Source organism: Bradyrhizobium sacchari (assembly GCF_002068095.1).
Lineage (GTDB): Bacteria > Pseudomonadota > Alphaproteobacteria > Rhizobiales > Xanthobacteraceae > Bradyrhizobium > Bradyrhizobium sacchari.
This window is the reverse complement of sequence record NZ_LWIG01000012.1, coordinates 124,562-137,763: the sequence shown is the minus strand read 5'-3', so window position 1 is coordinate 137,763 and position 13,202 is coordinate 124,562. Positions and strand designations below refer to the sequence as shown.

Genomic DNA, 13,202 nt, shown 5'->3' with positions numbered 1-13,202 from the left:
AAGGAACTGCTCTCGAAGGAGGTCGATTTGGATCAGGCCTGATCGAAATCGCCTGCTTTTGAAATAGCTGCGAATTGCAAATGCCACCGCGGCGCTGTTTCATGCGGGCTCAGCGCCAGCCGAGGGCAAGCAATGAGCAGCAGGATCGACGCCGACGAGAAATCCGCGAGAACAACACGCCGGCGCTTCCTGCAAGGTGGTACAGCAGTGGCGGGTGGCGCCGTTCTGGGACCAAGCGCAGCCGCTCGAGCGGAGGCGGACAACCTTCCGCCCAACGTGCCCGAATGGATGAAGGTGCCGGGCGACCCGACGGGAGGCCAGCCCTATGGCACGCCATCACCATTCGAGAAGGGCGTCGTCAGGAACATCTCAAAAACTCTCAAGCAGTACATCTCCGCGTCCAGCCGCACGCCCTTGCAGGAGCTCGACGGCATCATCACGCCGAACGGGCTGTTCTACGAACGGCATCATGGTGGTGTTCCGATCATCGATCCTGCGCAGCACCGGCTGATGCTGCATGGGCTGGTCGAACGCCCCTTAATATTCTCGATGGACGATCTACGGCGCTTTCCGTCGGAGTCGCGCATCCACTTTCTCGAATGCTCCGGCAATCCCGGTTACATCAAACCGTATGGCAAGACGGCATCGGACCTCGTCGGTCTCGTGAGTTGTGCGGAATGGACCGGCGTGAGCCTGAAGCTGGTGCTTCAGGAGGCCGGGCTGAAGCCGGAGGCCAAATGGGTGGTCGCGGAAGGAGCGGATGCGGCTGCGCTGACTCGAAGCATTCCGATCGAGAAGTGCCTCGAGGATGCGATGCTGGTCTACAGCCAGAACGGCGAGCGACTCCGCCCGCAGCAGGGCTATCCGCTACGGCTGCTCCTGCCGGGATTCGAAGGCAATATGAGCGTGAAATGGCTGCGCCGCCTGCATGTGACCGCGGAGCCGGTTTATTCGCGCGAGGAGACGTCGAAATATACCGACCTGCTGCCCGACGGCACGGCGCGAGAATTCTCCTTCTACATGGAAGCGAAGTCGATCATCACCCGTCCCTCCGGTGGTCAGCGCTTGAGTGCACCGGGCTTCCACGAGATCACGGGCATCGCCTGGAGCGGGCATGGTAAGGTCGCGCGCGTCGAGGTCTCCGTCGACGATGGGAAGAGCTGGCAGGACGCGCGGTTACAGGAGCCGGTGCTGACGCGCGCCCTGACACGCTTTCGCCTGCCATGGCGATGGGACGGTCAGTCCGCCGTGATTCAGAGCCGCGCCGTCGACGAGACCGGCTATGCGCAGCCGACGCTGGCCGAGTTGCTCGCGGTGCGCGGAGAGAATTACTTCTACCACAATAACGCGATCTGGCCCTGGCGCATCGCGGCCGATGGCGAGGTGACCAATGCGCTGGCGTGACACTTGCGGGATCGCCTTCGCGTTCATGCTGTGTGCGTTCTCGAATCAATCGCAGGCACAGAGCCCGTACGGCATTGGACGCCCGGCAACGGCGGCCGAGATTGCGGGCTGGAATATCGATATCGGACGTGACGGCAGCAACCTGCCGAAAGGGGACGGCTCGGTCAGCCGTGGACGCGAGGTGTTCGCTCAGCAATGTGCCTCCTGCCACGGCGAGAAGGGCGAGGGCGGTCTGGGCGACCGGCTGGCCGGTGGACAGGGCACGATCAGAACGGCCAAACCGATCCGCACCGTCGGCAGCTATTGGCCGTATGCACCGACCTTGTTCGACTACATCCGACGCGCCATGCCGCAGAACGCGCCGCAGTCGCTGAGCGATGAGGACGTCTACGCGGTGTCTGCCTTTATTCTGAACCTGAACGGTTTGGTGGGCGCAGATGCAATCCTCGATGCGAAATCGCTGGCGGCCGTGAGGATGCCGAACCGCGACGGTTTCGTCGGCGATGCTCGCCCGGATGTGAAATGATGAAACGGGGCAAGTTCCGAAGTTTGGTGCGGAACTTGCTTGAGTCGGGAGGGGAACTCCGAGGGGTGCAATTGAATTAATCTGCGATAGGAAAATAGCGGATCCCTCGATGACGACCGATCGTTTCGCGACCTCCATCTCCACGGCACTCCGTCATCCGGGCGTGATCGCACTGATTGTGGCCGGCTTGACGATTGCAGCCATGCTGATCGTCGACCACGGACCTTGGAGCCGCGCCAAGACCCAGCCGGCCCATGTCGCGATGTATGCGACGACGGGGGAGGCTGCGCGCGCCGCGGGTGCTGCAGTGCTTCCGACCGAACCAAAGTCTCCGATCGAGCCGGCACGGCCGGGGCCAAAGACATCCCCGACCGTCAATCCCGTGACGCCGTAGTCTCTCGTCAGCTTTTGCGACCGTAGGTGAGGAGCCCGCCACTCGTGCTGGGCGGATGAGCCCGCAGCGCTTCCTCGTTCGGTTCGGTGCCCCAGCCGGGCCGGTCCGGTAGGACGAGATGGCCATTGTGGATCTCCGGTTCGTGCGTGAACAACTCGCGGTCCCAGGACAGACGATCGACGTCGATCTCCATGATGCGCAGGTTCGGAACGGCGGCGCAGAAATGCGCGTTCATCATCGAGCAGAGATGGCCGTAGAAGTTGTGTGGGGCGACATTGACTTCGAACGCTTCGGCCGCCGCGGCGATCTTCATCGATTGCCAGACCCCATTCCAGGGCGTGTCGATGATCGCGACATCCATCGCCTGCTCACGGAAGTAGGGCAGGAATTCACGCAAGCCCAGCAGCGTCTCGCAGGACGAGATCGGATGCGGGCTTTGCCTGCGGATATAGCCGAGCGCTTCCGGATTGAAGCTGTCGATCTCGATCCAGAACATGTCGAGGTCCGCGATGGCGCGCAGGATCTTCAGGTAGCCCTCGGTCTTGGCGTTGAAGTTGCAGTCGAGCAGGATGTCGACGTCAGGGCCCGCGCCCTCGCGGATCGCTTCGAGATGCATGCGCAGGTCGCGCAGGATTTTCCTGTCGACATTGATCTCCGGCGCAAAGGGTGAGCCGAAGCCGGGCCGCCAGCCGGTCGGCCTGCCATCGTCGTAGGAGAAGATGTTGGTCTTCAGTGCGGTGAAGTTTTTCTCGCGCACCTCGCGACCCATCGCCTTGACGCCATCGAGGCTTTCGATCGGCGGTTTGTACCAGGAGGGGTGATTGATCCGCCATGTCGCGCAATGCGACCAGTACACCCGGACGCGGTCGCGGATCTTGCCGCCGAGCAATTCGTAGCAGGGCACGCCGAGGCATTTCGCCTTGGCATCGAGCAGCGCATTCTCGATTGCGCCGAGTGCCTGCGCCACGACGCCGCCGGCCGCGGGGCGGGTGGCGGCGAACAGCTCGGCGTAGATGCGCTCGTGCTGGAAGACGTTCTGCCCGATGACGCGGGCGGACAGGCGTTGGATCGCGGCGCCGATCCCGGGCGAGCCAAATCCCTCGTCGAACTCGCTCCAGCCGACGATGCCGTCCTCGGTGGTCAGCTTGACGAAATGGTAGTTTCTCCAGCCGGCATCGCAGGCGAGGATTTCGAGGCTTGTTGCTTTTGACGATTGGGTCATGTTGCTCCCTGTTGCCCGGCGGGCCTTGTTCTTCTTATGGCGGGTCGCAAGCCCGGCCCTGGTCACAACTGTAAGGCCAATCGCGGACCGGCGTGAAGCCCGCGACGAACCGCCAAGGGCCCAGTTTCGGCCCTTGTCGAGCGAAAAGCCGTAAAATCCCGCAGAAAATTGGCCATGATCTTTTCCGGGATCGTCACGAAATTGCGCCGGGCTCTGACGTTTTTGGCCACAATCGGGATCGACCTTCAGCCCATGAAGTTCTTGGGCATGATCTCGATTCTGGCGCTGCTCACGATCAGCGTGGCCGCCATTTCCGATCAGTTTCTGACGGCCGGTCAACACGTCGCGCATGGGGTGGAGTAGCGCGGCGGCGGAGGCTTCTAATTTACGTTTTGTCTTGGGGGAGACAAATATGCTTTCGATAGACCAGTTCTTGCGCTTCATCAGCGTGCCGGCCGTGTTCGCGGCCTTCATCATCGCCTCACAGATCTCGGCGGCCCTGTCGCAGGGCTAGTCAGCCAATCGCTGACGAGCCGAGCAGCGCGAGGACGGCCAGCGCCATCAGCGCGGTGCCGAGCCAGCCCAGCGCGACCAGCCACGACCTGGCCCTGAAACGGCCCATGATGTCGCTGTTCGAGACGATGAGCATCATCATCGCCATGATAGGCACGGCGACGATGCCGTTGAGCACGGCGCTCCAGACCAGCATGTGCATGGAGTCGATCCCGGTGAAGCCGAGCCCGAAACCGATCGCGGTCGCGGCCGCGATGATGGTGTAGAAGCCGATGGCCTCGTCCGGCTTCGCCTCGAGCGTGGCGTGCCAGCGGAAGATCTCCGCGACGCCGTAAGCAGCCGAGCCCGCCAGCACCGGGATCGCGAGCAGGCCGGTGCCGATGATGCCGAGCGCGAACAGGGCGAAGGTGAAATCGCCGGCGAGCGGCCGCAGCGCCTCGGCGGCGTCGGTCGCCGAATTGACGCTGGTGACCCCGTTGGCGTGCAGCACCGACGCCGTGGTGAGGATGATGAAGAAGGCGATGCCGTTGGAAAGCAGCATCCCGGTGATAGTGTCGGCCTTGATGCGCGCGAGCTCCGGACTGCCACCGCGCTTCAGTTCGCGAAGCGGCCTGTCGCGCTTGCCCTGGTTCATCTCCTCGACTTCCTGCGAGGCCTGCCAGAAGAACAGATAGGGGCTGATGGTGGTGCCGAGCACGGCCACCACCATCATGAAATAGCCGGAACTGACATTCGCCTGCGGCCACACCGCGGCGAGCAGGGCCGTGCTCCACGGGATCTTCACGGTGAAGGCAGTCGCCACATAGGCGAACAGCGTCAAAGTGAGAAACTTCAGCACGGGTGAATAGCGGCGATAGGGCACGAACACCTGGAGCAGGGTCGAGCCGGCCGCGAAGATCAGGGCGTGCTCGTGGTTGAGGCCGCCGATGACGAGGGAGAGTGCCTCGGCCATCGCGGCGATGTCGGCGGCAATGTTGAAGGTGTTCGCAGCGACCAGCATGAAGACGAGCGCCAGCACCGCCCAGCGCGGGGCGACCCGCATCACGTTGGCGGCGAGTCCCTTTCCGGTGACCCGGCCAATTTGCGCGCTGACGAGCTGGATGGCGATCATGAAGGGCGTGGTCAGAAACACCGTCCACAACAGCCCGTAGCCGAATTGCGCGCCGGCTTGCGAATAGGTGGCGATGCCGGAGGGATCGTCGTCAGCCGCCCCGGTGATGAGACCCGGCCCCAGCCTTTTCAACAACGAGGTGGATTTCGGCGGGGCGAGGGCGCTGTCGCTCATGAAGGGTCTCGGGTCTTTCGTGTCGTTTGAGAAAGGAGAAGTCGGGAAGAAATCCCGCGGGGGAACAATGGTTCCCTGCAACAGGAAAAGGCTGCGGAGCCGGCGAAGAATTCCGATTAAGCGAAATCCGATTTGACCCGTCGGGCAAAACAGGGGTATAAGTGCATCATCACGGCACCAGTCGATGCAGGCCCAAGCAGATACCCCTCGGTGTCCGCGGCGTTGAGTTTTCGGAGCCGCGGAGCAGCGCGCCCCCGGCATTATCGGGATTGTGTTCCCGAAATAGGAACCAATGGACGACTGCCCCGTTGCGCTGCCATTTCACGGCCTGTCGCCAACCGCTGCCGTGAGGACGTCATGCATCCGGCCGGCTTCTCGAAAGCCGAAGACCGGAATCACGACCATCCGCGGTTTGGGCGTGGACGGCGGACGTGAAGGGGGCTCATTTGGTAGCCGATCTGATTTTCAAAGTCGCCATCATCACGTTGTTCGTGTTTTCCGCGGTGCTCGCCTCCATGCTGTGGCTGAGCGTGTGAGGCGCAGGTGCCGCAGGCGCGAATATTTGCGTGAACCGGCTCGCCCAGGAACGGCAGCTCCGTTGCCGCGTTTTCCCGCGAGAACGAGGATCAGCCCATGGACAATCTGACGAAGCGCGCGCAGCCGGACCGCAGCAAGATCAACATGCACGAGGCCTTCGAGGTCAAGTACTGGACCCACGCGCTCGGCGTGTCGAAGGAGGAGCTGCAGAAGGCCGTCGACAAGGTCGGCAATTCCGCAGCAACCGTCCGCAAGGAGCTGGCGGCGACTGGCGCGCGCGAGCCTGAGGCGCCGTCCTCTACTTGATGCTGACGAACATGCCCCAGGCGGCGGCCAGCGCTGCGCCGGTGAACACGACCACCGGATTTTCGCAGAACGTGCCGCCATAGCTGCACACGTTCGCGCCGAACTGGCCGAGCTCGTGGTGGCCCGCGGAGTAGAGCAGTCCCGACAGCGCCAGCAATGCAGCGGCGACGTAGTACATCGAAGGTCTCTCCGAAGCGTTTGGATCCTCGCCCTCGTTGGGCGACGTGTCTCAGCTTGGCGCGAACAGATTTCATTCCGCCAAATCCGATTTGCCGGATTTGAGTAAAATTTGCACCGTCGGGCAAAGCACCGGCAGGATGCGTGTGCGACGGCCCGAAGGTGATTTCGCGTCCTAGCGCTGCATCAATGAAAGAAGCCGTTGCCGGTCTTGCTGACGCTGTCGCTGGTTCGCGCGCATGATTTCGAGCTCGGCCTCGGCGTCACTCGGATCTTGATGTTGCCGTTTCAGGTCAACGATCATCGCCTCCTGCTCGGCCAGTCGCCGCTCCGCTTCAATCACCTCACGTTCCAGCTGCCTCAGCTGGTCCAGGATGGCATCGTTGAACATCGTCAAACGCCGCGGTCGCACAGTTGGAAACGGCCCCAGCACAACCCTAAATGCCGGGGCCGTTGGAGGTTGCCCGGCCAAATGCGCCAGGCAGGCCGAGCTTAAGATAGTCCTCGAAGCTTTTTATGTTCACTTTTGAACAGAGCCGTTGCCTATTTTTCCCGGCTGGATTCACAAAAGCTAATGCAGCCGGACAATCGGTCGTCTCCATTGGTCTCCGGTGAAGCAGGCGAGCGGAGCGTGATCCTTGACTGACAGTGAGCCGTCGCAGAGCAGATTTTTCATTCGGATGGGTGGCAAAGGTTGGATGGTTTACGATCGAGAACGTAAGGGACCAGCGATGATCGGGACCGATCCGGCTGCAAATCTGACTAAGGAACAAGCCGAGCGCGTGCATGGAATCCTGACATCATCGGACGGACGGAATCTGAAAATCTAGCCTGCGTCGATGTCGGGGAAAATGCCCGGCCTGGACCAACATCGACCGGGGCGCGGATCACCCATAGTCTGCTGCCGGCCCATCGCGGACCACGAAACAGTCCTGAAACAATCCGGAAACCCGATTGTCCTGAACGCCTTGTCCTCTCCTCCCGACCAACCAAGCGAAAAGGAGATCATCATGATCCAGGTCGGTTCGAAGGAAGAAATCGCGTTTCTCTTGATGCTGTTCGGCACCCACACCCAGCCGGTGAAGCGGCCGAAGCCGAAGTCGCGGCAGGGCTGAGGCAAAAATCCATGCCAGGCTTGGCCGAATGCCAGAGCCTCCTGCGTCTTCTGATCGCAAGGGGCGATCCGAAGGCGATCCCGCAAGCCAAGGTCGCCATCGATCAATATCTCAACACCGCGCCGGTCAGTGCCCGCGGTCGAGGCCTGCGCGTGCTCCAGCGCGATGCGCTCGACCTGCATGTTGCGGCGGTCGGCGTGCAGCGCTCCTTTGCCGAAACGGTGGATGCCTATATCGAGCGGAAGCTCGCGGAGGAGTGACCGGGCCGGCCCTCGTCGTCCGGCGAGGCTGCGGCGGACGGCGCCGCGGCTTTCAGCAGGCCGATCTTGCGGCCGAGCTGCCAGACCTCGACGTCGCCCCGGCGCGTGAAGCGCCGCGCGAACAGGAGCGCGGACGCATCGGACCGCGCCTCGAAAGCCTCCGCGGATTGAAACACCCCGTTCTCGCCGACGAGATAGGCGCGATATTGTTGCATCATGTCGGTGCCCTCAGGCCGGGCGAACGGAGCCAGGCGTCGATCTGCATCGCCGTCTCGTCCTGCCGCGCCCTGCGCAGCAGCATCTCACGCTCGCGTCCGGGCGGCAGCCCACGCGCCTTGTCGCGAAGGCGTGCCGCTTCGTCGGCCAGCCGCTGATCGAGAGTTCTGGTCTGCTTGAAACGCCGCCGCGTCAGCATGCTCTGCTCCCTTGCTGGAGTGGGCGGGAGCGCAATTGGCGTTCTCATCACCGATGGATGCCACGGGCCTTGCGGTGATGGGGTCATGTTACGCCTCTGTCGGAGCGGTGTAACAACACATTTGATATGCTGCAGGGCACTTATTTCGCGCATATGTTGTGCATTTTGAGCGACTTACTCATTTTTGTCCGAAACACTTCCAACGTTCACTTTTGAGCGAAGCCATCTTCGGTAGTTCGCGCCAAGTCACACGCCAAGTCACACGCCAAGGCTTCATCCATAGGCGCTGGTGGCTGAGAGACGCAATTGCGTTTCACGCCGGCCTGGCCGCGCCAAGGGTTCTAGCGCCGCACATAGCGATAGGGAGGTTCAAAAACGTATGTCGAGCCGAAGCGGTATGGCAGTGGGTCGTAGCCAATCATATACGCAGTCCTCACCCTGTAGAGCCGGTGTCGTACGACCGCAGTGTGTCGGTGCCACGTAGTGCTGCAAGCACACTTGGCACGAGAAGCGAACTCGGTGGCAGTCGCATTCTGCGATAGAACACAAATAGCAAATGCCAAAACCGCCAACGGCCGATACATGAGCGTGCTCCATACGCGCTTGCTGTCGTCCCTTAAAGTTGGCGGGGGCTTCCAAAGTTCCCAAGCATTTGGTTCTGCGTGTGGCCCAGATCGGTCGCCGATCTGCGCTGGACCTTGGAATCAGGATATGAGCAGATTCAACTTAGGACCCTGGGGCTCAAACTACGGACAATACCCCCGTGAATAGCCAAGGGACCATCAGCGTGGTTAAGCGACTACATCCTCTTTGTCTGCTCCTCGAGCCACGATCTTGAGTGCTTCATCCGCTAGAGGCCGCTGCAGTGTCTTGCCTTCATCCCAAGGTGCACGCGTCCAAACCTCCCATCTTCATGTGTTGTCAGGATCACAGGCCCTGCCTTCGGGTGTATTGGTTCGACCACGGCATTGGGCGTGGTGGTCAGGAAACCGTAGACCTGATGCGGCCCGGGAACGGGCTTGGACTTTGTGCCGCGATCACCATTGAAGGTCGTCCAGATCCCGGCGAATGCGAACAGCGGTCGCGTCTCGGAAAGCGCGAACCACAGGACGTCTTTTTTCCTGGTCTCCGGGTTTGGCGCGGCGCATAGTGCCGGATGCATCCTCGGTCATCGCCGAAGTCCCTATCTCCGGAAGTACGCCGATCAATCAGAGGTCCTCTCTCAAGGCCTTGAAGAATGGATGCCGCACCTTTCCTTCCGCAGACTTGGCGCGGTACTCGATCTCAGCCAGCAACTTCGGTTCAACCCAGATGCCTTTGTGCGCAATGCGCTTGGCGTAAGGCTGCGTCTTGCGGATGAGCGGCTTCAGGCGCCTCTGGAGCTCGGCTGCCGATGTCTTGTCGAATCCGTGATCGACCTTGCCGGCATAGATCAGGTCGTCACCCTTGCGGCGCCCGAGATAAATTCCGTCCCACTTGCCCTCGTCCAGCGCAAAGCCGGCGATCATCAATGTCTCGCGTTGCGCGCAAGTCTTCTTGACCCAGTTGTTCGTCCGGCCGCCGGAGTAGATGCTGTCGCGAACCTTGGAGACCACACCCTCCAGCCCGACCTTGCAGGCGTGAGCGAACATCTCGCGGCCTTCGATCTCGAAGCTCTCACTGAACTGAATGTCGGTTCCCGAAACGATCTTTTTCAGCTCGGCCTTGCGCTGAACAAGAGACAGGCCGCGGATGTCTCGTCCGTTGAGATAGGGCAGGTCAAAAGCCACGAGCACGATCTTGCTGGAGGTGCCTTTGAGTTCGTTCTGAAGAACGGAGAAATCAGTGCTGCCATCAGCGGCGGGGACGACAACTTCGCCATCGATGATCGCCGAGCCCGCTTTGATGTGCCATGCATCGTCGGCCACCTTCTTGAAGCGTCTCGTCCAGTCGTTGCCCCGGCGGGTGTAGACAATCACGGCATCATTGGCCAAGTGGACCTGGACACGATAGCCGTCGAACTTGATTTCGTGAATCCATCGCTCCCCGGATGGCACCCTCTCGACGGAGGTTGCCAGGGCCGGTTCGATAAAGCCGGGGAAGGGCGCCTTGACGCCGATCGCCACTGACTTTCGCCGACGCCGCGACGCCACAAACCAACTCCACGCAACTCACACTTTGATTCGAATCTTTGCGTGTGGATTCGTTCCGTTGACCGCGAACGGCAACACGGAACCATGCTGAATCGTCTTGCGTTCTGGACTTTGCAAGGAGGTGCAATATGGCCAAAGCGAAGAAACAGACCGCCCGCGGTCGCAAGCAGGACCGGGCGCGCGTGGCGGGCGGGCAGGACTATGAAGTGCGTTACGAGGCAAAGAAGACCCGACGCGCCGCTTCCGCCGTGAAGAAGGCGGTCAAGAAGGTGGGCAGTAGTCGCAAGAAGGTGGAGCGGCGCCTGGGCCGATGAGGAGGGCGTGCGGGCCGTCGCTTGTTAGGAACGAGAGCCCCTTCGGTTAGTTCAATGATTGGCCTTGCGTGCCATCCTTTCGCAAGACCTGTTGCCGCGACCAAGCTCCAGCTTGCTCCCCGGCGGGCTGGAGCCGCTCGTTTTGCGTCGGACTCACAAATGTGAATCCCCCGCGATCATTTTTTGCGATGAAGCTGTGTTTGCGGCGGCAGACCTCTCGGTCCCAGCTCGTTTTTCGATCCGGAAAAACCTCCAGGCTGGGGCCGATGTGGTCTATGCTCTGGAACAAAGTATTCCGCGTCAGCAGCCTGACGTGAGTTCGGCGCTCGGTCGATCCGCCGGATCGGCAAGTTGAGCGCTTTGGCCGCCTCCAATGTCATCCTACCAATGCGGGCGCACTCCTCGTGCGATCTCGAAAGCAGGCAGGTGTAAGGCGGCCCGGCTCGCGGGGTTCCGGAGCGGATGGGCGTAGGAACAATCAGCGCATTGCCGCGTCGGTTCGTGCCCCCAGCCGAAACGGTAGCCCCCCGACTGCTGGAGGAAAACCCGCATCAGGCGGGTTGGCGGCCCCCACTTGGGGCCGTTTAATTTCCAAATTCCTGGCCGTAGGAGCTTGCGTATGGACACCGCGCAGCACTGTCAAGATCAAGCCAGCGAATGCCATCGCTTGGTGAAATCAACCCAGAATGAGGTCGAGGCTAAAATTCTGAAAGAACTCGCCAACAGTTGGATGAGAGTCGCCGGCCAGATGGATCGATACCAAGCGCTCAAACGTGAGCAACTGCGTAACGCCTCGGTTTGCGGGTGACGGAAAGCTCCGCCGCAAGATGAATTAGGACCGCCCAGTAGGCGGCTAGCCGATAACTTGCTTCATTCGGTTAGCCAAATCTTCGAATGAAAAAGGCTTCTTGATCATCGGCAATCCGCCTCGTCGGGGCTCGCGCCCAGAGAGTTGCAGGACCTTCAACTGCGGACGAACCCGCATCGCCAGCTCCGCAAGCTCATGCCCATCCATGCCGGGCATGTTGATGTCGGTGATCAGTACCGCGATCTGTTCATTCCGCCTGAGCTGATCGAGCGCGGCCGGGCCGCTTTGAGCTGCTATCACATTGCATCCGAGATCCTCCAGCATGCTTGCGATCGCTTCGAGCACGCCGGGATCATCGTCGACAACCAATACGGTATGATTCATGGTGCGGTCTCTATACGCGTTAAATTCGCATGCTTCCGGATCGTTCCGGCGACGCTCGCGAGCGTGCTAGCCCGGCGGTGTAACAAATGTTACGGTAATGCCCCGACTGCCCTGCTACGAGCCAGCTCTGTTGCGTGCTGAAGGGTTTCGATGAAAGACATGCAAGAGCACTTGGAGAAGCTTCAAGTGCAGATCGCCGAGTGCGAGATCATTCGCGACCTGGCGACGGACCCAGCAAAGCGAGACTTGTTCGCTCGCCTTGCCCTGCACCACAGAGTCTTGGCGGAGGAGTTGGAGAAGGCTATCGCCGCTCAATTGCGGGCGAACAAATCGTCCGTTTGACACGTCGGGCAAAACACTGGCAGAATGGTATCCTCGAAAGAGGTAAGTCCAGCCCGCGCGGAGCGATCCGCCGCGGGCTTTTTGTTTGCGGAGATGCAATGCTTTTTTAGAAGGGAGTTTGAAGTGGAGCAATTGAAGAGACGTATCAGGAGGCCTTACCCCGGTGCAGAGCAGGTCAGGAGCGATGCCACCAGAGGACCAACGCTGGCTGACATCCAGATTTTGGCGAGAGCCAGGGCCGAAGCCGCAATCACAGTGCTTGCAGCACTCATGTATCGCGAGACGGCAAATGCGTATGCGCGCGTGGCCGCCGCAAAGGAGCTTCTTTATTGGGGCTGGGGAAGGCCGTTGCTGCCCTCGGCTGGGGAAGGCCCCCGCGAAGTGCTGCACCTGATTGAACGCATCATCATCAACCCGGACCCGGATTCTAAGCCGAGTGCCTTGGCATCGACGTGACGCTACGCTGAGCCCGAACCACGTCGTCAACGCATCGGTAAGTCCGCTGCGGCTCTCGTCGCCAATCCACGTCACCTGCCCGTCGGGGCGTACCAGCGCGGCTTCTGACGGGGTGCGGCGCGGTGGGATGGGGTGTGCCGGCCTTGGTGGATACTACAGGCAACCGAATCCCATGCTGCACCGATGGGACAGTATCGTGTCTGACACAACGGATAATCCAGTCTCTGCCAACAACTTCATCCAGGCTGGCTATCGGCTCTACGTGCCCGAGATCCCCTGGGCTTGGTCGCATACGCTGTACTGGCGAAAGCGCTTACGTTGAGGGGCGGGTTTCCCGCGATACGGAACGTGGCGTTCGGTGGGTAGAACGACTTTCACGAAGCGAGGCGCAGCCTTGTATGCTTAATGCGTCGAGGGCCCGGCAGCTTGACGGCTGCCGGGCCCTTTTTGTGTTTTCAGGAATGTCGTTGAAGCACTTGCGCAGTCGGCTGCGCCGGGCTTTAAGTTCGCTCTCGCAGGAATTCGGCGACCATAAGCCGATGTAAGGGAGCATCATCGATGTCCGCGAAGCCTCAATTGCCGGAACGTCCCTCGCGAGCAACGGAGGGGCCT

18 protein-coding genes and 3 pseudogenes are annotated in these 13,202 nt (G+C 61.1%); 11 read left to right on the top strand and 10 right to left on the bottom strand.

Features of this window, described 5'->3' with window-relative positions:
• The first annotated feature begins 132 nt into the window (after positions 1 to 132).
• The 3 genes from soxC to A5906_RS15820 all read left to right on the top strand — a co-directional run bounded on the left by soxC (position 133) and on the right by A5906_RS15820 (position 2,324).
• Complete coding sequence (gene soxC / locus A5906_RS15830) at positions 133 to 1,404, top strand: sulfite dehydrogenase (RefSeq protein WP_080136316.1); 1,272 nt, start codon at positions 133 to 135, stop codon at positions 1,402 to 1,404.
• Positions 1,391 to 1,930, top strand: coding sequence for a c-type cytochrome (locus A5906_RS15825; protein ID WP_080136315.1), 540 nt, complete (start codon positions 1,391 to 1,393; stop codon positions 1,928 to 1,930). Before soxC ends, A5906_RS15825 begins: the two co-directional genes overlap by 14 nt.
• Positions 1,931 to 2,039: 109 nt before the next feature.
• Positions 2,040 to 2,324: a hypothetical protein gene (locus A5906_RS15820; RefSeq protein WP_080136314.1), complete on the top strand. Its 285-nt coding sequence runs from the start codon at positions 2,040 to 2,042 to the stop codon at positions 2,322 to 2,324.
• Between the two features lie 7 nt (positions 2,325 to 2,331).
• On the opposite strand, the gene A5906_RS15815 is transcribed toward A5906_RS15820, so the two are convergent.
• Positions 2,332 to 3,546, bottom strand: a complete 1,215-nt coding sequence (locus A5906_RS15815; protein ID WP_080136552.1) for a mandelate racemase/muconate lactonizing enzyme family protein — start codon at positions 3,544 to 3,546, stop codon at positions 2,332 to 2,334.
• A 174-nt stretch (positions 3,547 to 3,720) separates the two neighbouring features.
• On the opposite strand from A5906_RS15815, the gene A5906_RS15810 reads away from it, so the two are divergent.
• The gene (locus tag A5906_RS15810; RefSeq protein ID WP_080136313.1) at positions 3,721 to 3,909 is read left to right on the top strand and encodes a hypothetical protein; all 189 of its coding nucleotides are present in this window, start codon (positions 3,721 to 3,723) and stop codon (positions 3,907 to 3,909) included.
• A gap of 151 nt (positions 3,910 to 4,060) precedes the next feature.
• Here A5906_RS15810 and A5906_RS15805 read toward each other — a convergent pair whose 3' ends face one another.
• Complete coding sequence (locus A5906_RS15805) at positions 4,061 to 5,344, bottom strand: NRAMP family divalent metal transporter (RefSeq protein WP_080136312.1); 1,284 nt, start codon at positions 5,342 to 5,344, stop codon at positions 4,061 to 4,063.
• Between the two features lie 633 nt (positions 5,345 to 5,977).
• Between A5906_RS15805 and A5906_RS15800 the strand changes: the two genes are divergently transcribed.
• Entirely contained in the window at positions 5,978 to 6,187 is a 210-nt protein-coding gene (locus A5906_RS15800) for a DUF3606 domain-containing protein (protein ID WP_080136311.1), read from the top strand.
• Here the strand turns inward: A5906_RS15800 and A5906_RS15795 are convergent.
• Both A5906_RS15795 and A5906_RS15790 read right to left on the bottom strand, forming a co-directional pair.
• Positions 6,180 to 6,365: a hypothetical protein gene (locus A5906_RS15795; RefSeq protein WP_080136310.1), complete on the bottom strand. Its 186-nt coding sequence runs from the start codon at positions 6,363 to 6,365 to the stop codon at positions 6,180 to 6,182. The genes A5906_RS15800 and A5906_RS15795 overlap by 8 nt on opposite strands.
• Before the next feature lie 174 nt (positions 6,366 to 6,539).
• Positions 6,540 to 6,755 carry a hypothetical protein gene (locus tag A5906_RS15790; RefSeq protein WP_080136309.1) on the bottom strand — a complete coding sequence of 72 codons (216 nt, stop codon included), beginning with the start codon at positions 6,753 to 6,755 and terminating at the stop codon, positions 6,540 to 6,542.
• Between the two features lie 735 nt (positions 6,756 to 7,490).
• Between A5906_RS15790 and A5906_RS15775 the strand changes: the two genes are divergently transcribed.
• A complete protein-coding gene (locus A5906_RS15775) occupies positions 7,491 to 7,739 on the top strand; it encodes a hypothetical protein (protein ID WP_080136306.1) in 249 nt (82 codons plus the stop codon).
• On the opposite strand, the gene A5906_RS15770 is transcribed toward A5906_RS15775, so the two are convergent.
• The 4 genes and pseudogenes from A5906_RS15770 to ligD all read right to left on the bottom strand — a co-directional run bounded on the left by A5906_RS15770 (position 7,709) and on the right by ligD (position 10,286).
• A complete protein-coding gene (locus tag A5906_RS15770) occupies positions 7,709 to 7,957 on the bottom strand; it encodes a hypothetical protein (RefSeq protein WP_080136305.1) in 249 nt (82 codons plus the stop codon). The two genes, A5906_RS15775 and A5906_RS15770, sit on opposite strands and share 31 nt — an antisense overlap.
• Positions 7,954 to 8,154 (bottom strand): hypothetical protein, encoded by a 201-nt coding sequence (locus A5906_RS15765; RefSeq protein ID WP_080136304.1) that lies wholly within the window; start codon positions 8,152 to 8,154, stop codon positions 7,954 to 7,956. Before A5906_RS15765 ends, A5906_RS15770 begins: the two co-directional genes overlap by 4 nt.
• Before the next feature lie 791 nt (positions 8,155 to 8,945).
• Positions 8,946 to 9,292: pseudogene (locus A5906_RS44490) on the bottom strand (SOS response-associated peptidase family protein); the annotation flags it as partial.
• Between the two features lie 70 nt (positions 9,293 to 9,362).
• Complete coding sequence (gene ligD, locus A5906_RS15760; protein WP_080136303.1) at positions 9,363 to 10,286, bottom strand: non-homologous end-joining DNA ligase; 924 nt, start codon at positions 10,284 to 10,286, stop codon at positions 9,363 to 9,365.
• 128 nt (positions 10,287 to 10,414) lie between these two features.
• On the opposite strand from ligD, the gene A5906_RS15755 reads away from it, so the two are divergent.
• The gene (locus tag A5906_RS15755; RefSeq protein ID WP_080136302.1) at positions 10,415 to 10,600 is read left to right on the top strand and encodes a DUF3606 domain-containing protein; all 186 of its coding nucleotides are present in this window, start codon (positions 10,415 to 10,417) and stop codon (positions 10,598 to 10,600) included.
• 619 nt (positions 10,601 to 11,219) lie between these two features.
• Positions 11,220 to 11,408, top strand: a complete 189-nt coding sequence (locus A5906_RS15750; protein ID WP_080136301.1) for a hypothetical protein — start codon at positions 11,220 to 11,222, stop codon at positions 11,406 to 11,408.
• Positions 11,409 to 11,453: 45 nt separating this feature from the next.
• On the opposite strand, the gene A5906_RS15745 is transcribed toward A5906_RS15750, so the two are convergent.
• The gene (locus A5906_RS15745; RefSeq protein ID WP_080136300.1) at positions 11,454 to 11,792 is read right to left on the bottom strand and encodes a response regulator; all 339 of its coding nucleotides are present in this window, start codon (positions 11,790 to 11,792) and stop codon (positions 11,454 to 11,456) included.
• A 150-nt stretch (positions 11,793 to 11,942) separates the two neighbouring features.
• Here A5906_RS15745 and A5906_RS15740 point away from each other — a divergent pair, with 150 nt between their 5' ends.
• On the top strand, positions 11,943 to 12,134 hold the full coding sequence (locus A5906_RS15740; protein WP_080136299.1) for a hypothetical protein: 192 nt from the start codon (positions 11,943 to 11,945) through the stop codon (positions 12,132 to 12,134).
• A gap of 123 nt (positions 12,135 to 12,257) precedes the next feature.
• The gene (locus tag A5906_RS15735) at positions 12,258 to 12,590 is read left to right on the top strand and encodes a hypothetical protein (protein WP_080136551.1); all 333 of its coding nucleotides are present in this window, start codon (positions 12,258 to 12,260) and stop codon (positions 12,588 to 12,590) included.
• Positions 12,591 to 12,614: 24 nt separating this feature from the next.
• On the opposite strand, the pseudogene A5906_RS46160 reads toward A5906_RS15735, so the two are convergent.
• A pseudogene (locus tag A5906_RS46160) lies at positions 12,615 to 12,719 on the bottom strand (aromatic-ring hydroxylase C-terminal domain-containing protein); the annotation flags it as partial.
• Between the two features lie 55 nt (positions 12,720 to 12,774).
• Between A5906_RS46160 and A5906_RS44485 the strand changes: the two are divergent.
• Positions 12,775 to 12,912: pseudogene (locus tag A5906_RS44485) on the top strand (GNAT family N-acetyltransferase); the annotation flags it as partial.
• Positions 12,913 to 13,202: the final 290 nt, after the last annotated feature.

Coding starts and splice junctions, on each gene's coding strand:
- A5906_RS15740 (WP_080136299.1), top strand. CDS start 11,943: ATGAAAGACATGCAAGAGCACTTGGAGAAGCTTCAAGTGCAGATCGCC.
- A5906_RS15775 (WP_080136306.1), top strand. CDS start 7,491: ATGCCAGGCTTGGCCGAATGCCAGAGCCTCCTGCGTCTTCTGATCGCA.
- A5906_RS15825 (WP_080136315.1), top strand. CDS start 1,391: ATGCGCTGGCGTGACACTTGCGGGATCGCCTTCGCGTTCATGCTGTGT.
- A5906_RS15805 (WP_080136312.1), bottom strand. CDS start 5,344: ATGAGCGACAGCGCCCTCGCCCCGCCGAAATCCACCTCGTTGTTGAAA.
- A5906_RS15770 (WP_080136305.1), bottom strand. CDS start 7,957: ATGATGCAACAATATCGCGCCTATCTCGTCGGCGAGAACGGGGTGTTT.
- A5906_RS15765 (WP_080136304.1), bottom strand. CDS start 8,154: ATGCTGACGCGGCGGCGTTTCAAGCAGACCAGAACTCTCGATCAGCGG.
- A5906_RS15745 (WP_080136300.1), bottom strand. CDS start 11,792: ATGAATCATACCGTATTGGTTGTCGACGATGATCCCGGCGTGCTCGAA.
- A5906_RS15815 (WP_080136552.1), bottom strand. CDS start 3,546: ATGACCCAATCGTCAAAAGCAACAAGCCTCGAAATCCTCGCCTGCGAT.
- A5906_RS15755 (WP_080136302.1), top strand. CDS start 10,415: ATGGCCAAAGCGAAGAAACAGACCGCCCGCGGTCGCAAGCAGGACCGG.
- A5906_RS15790 (WP_080136309.1), bottom strand. CDS start 6,755: ATGTTCAACGATGCCATCCTGGACCAGCTGAGGCAGCTGGAACGTGAG.
- soxC (WP_080136316.1), top strand. CDS start 133: ATGAGCAGCAGGATCGACGCCGACGAGAAATCCGCGAGAACAACACGC.
- A5906_RS15820 (WP_080136314.1), top strand. CDS start 2,040: ATGACGACCGATCGTTTCGCGACCTCCATCTCCACGGCACTCCGTCAT.
- A5906_RS15800 (WP_080136311.1), top strand. CDS start 5,978: ATGGACAATCTGACGAAGCGCGCGCAGCCGGACCGCAGCAAGATCAAC.
- A5906_RS15810 (WP_080136313.1), top strand. CDS start 3,721: ATGATCTTTTCCGGGATCGTCACGAAATTGCGCCGGGCTCTGACGTTT.
- A5906_RS15795 (WP_080136310.1), bottom strand. CDS start 6,365: ATGTACTACGTCGCCGCTGCATTGCTGGCGCTGTCGGGACTGCTCTAC.
- A5906_RS15750 (WP_080136301.1), top strand. CDS start 11,220: ATGGACACCGCGCAGCACTGTCAAGATCAAGCCAGCGAATGCCATCGC.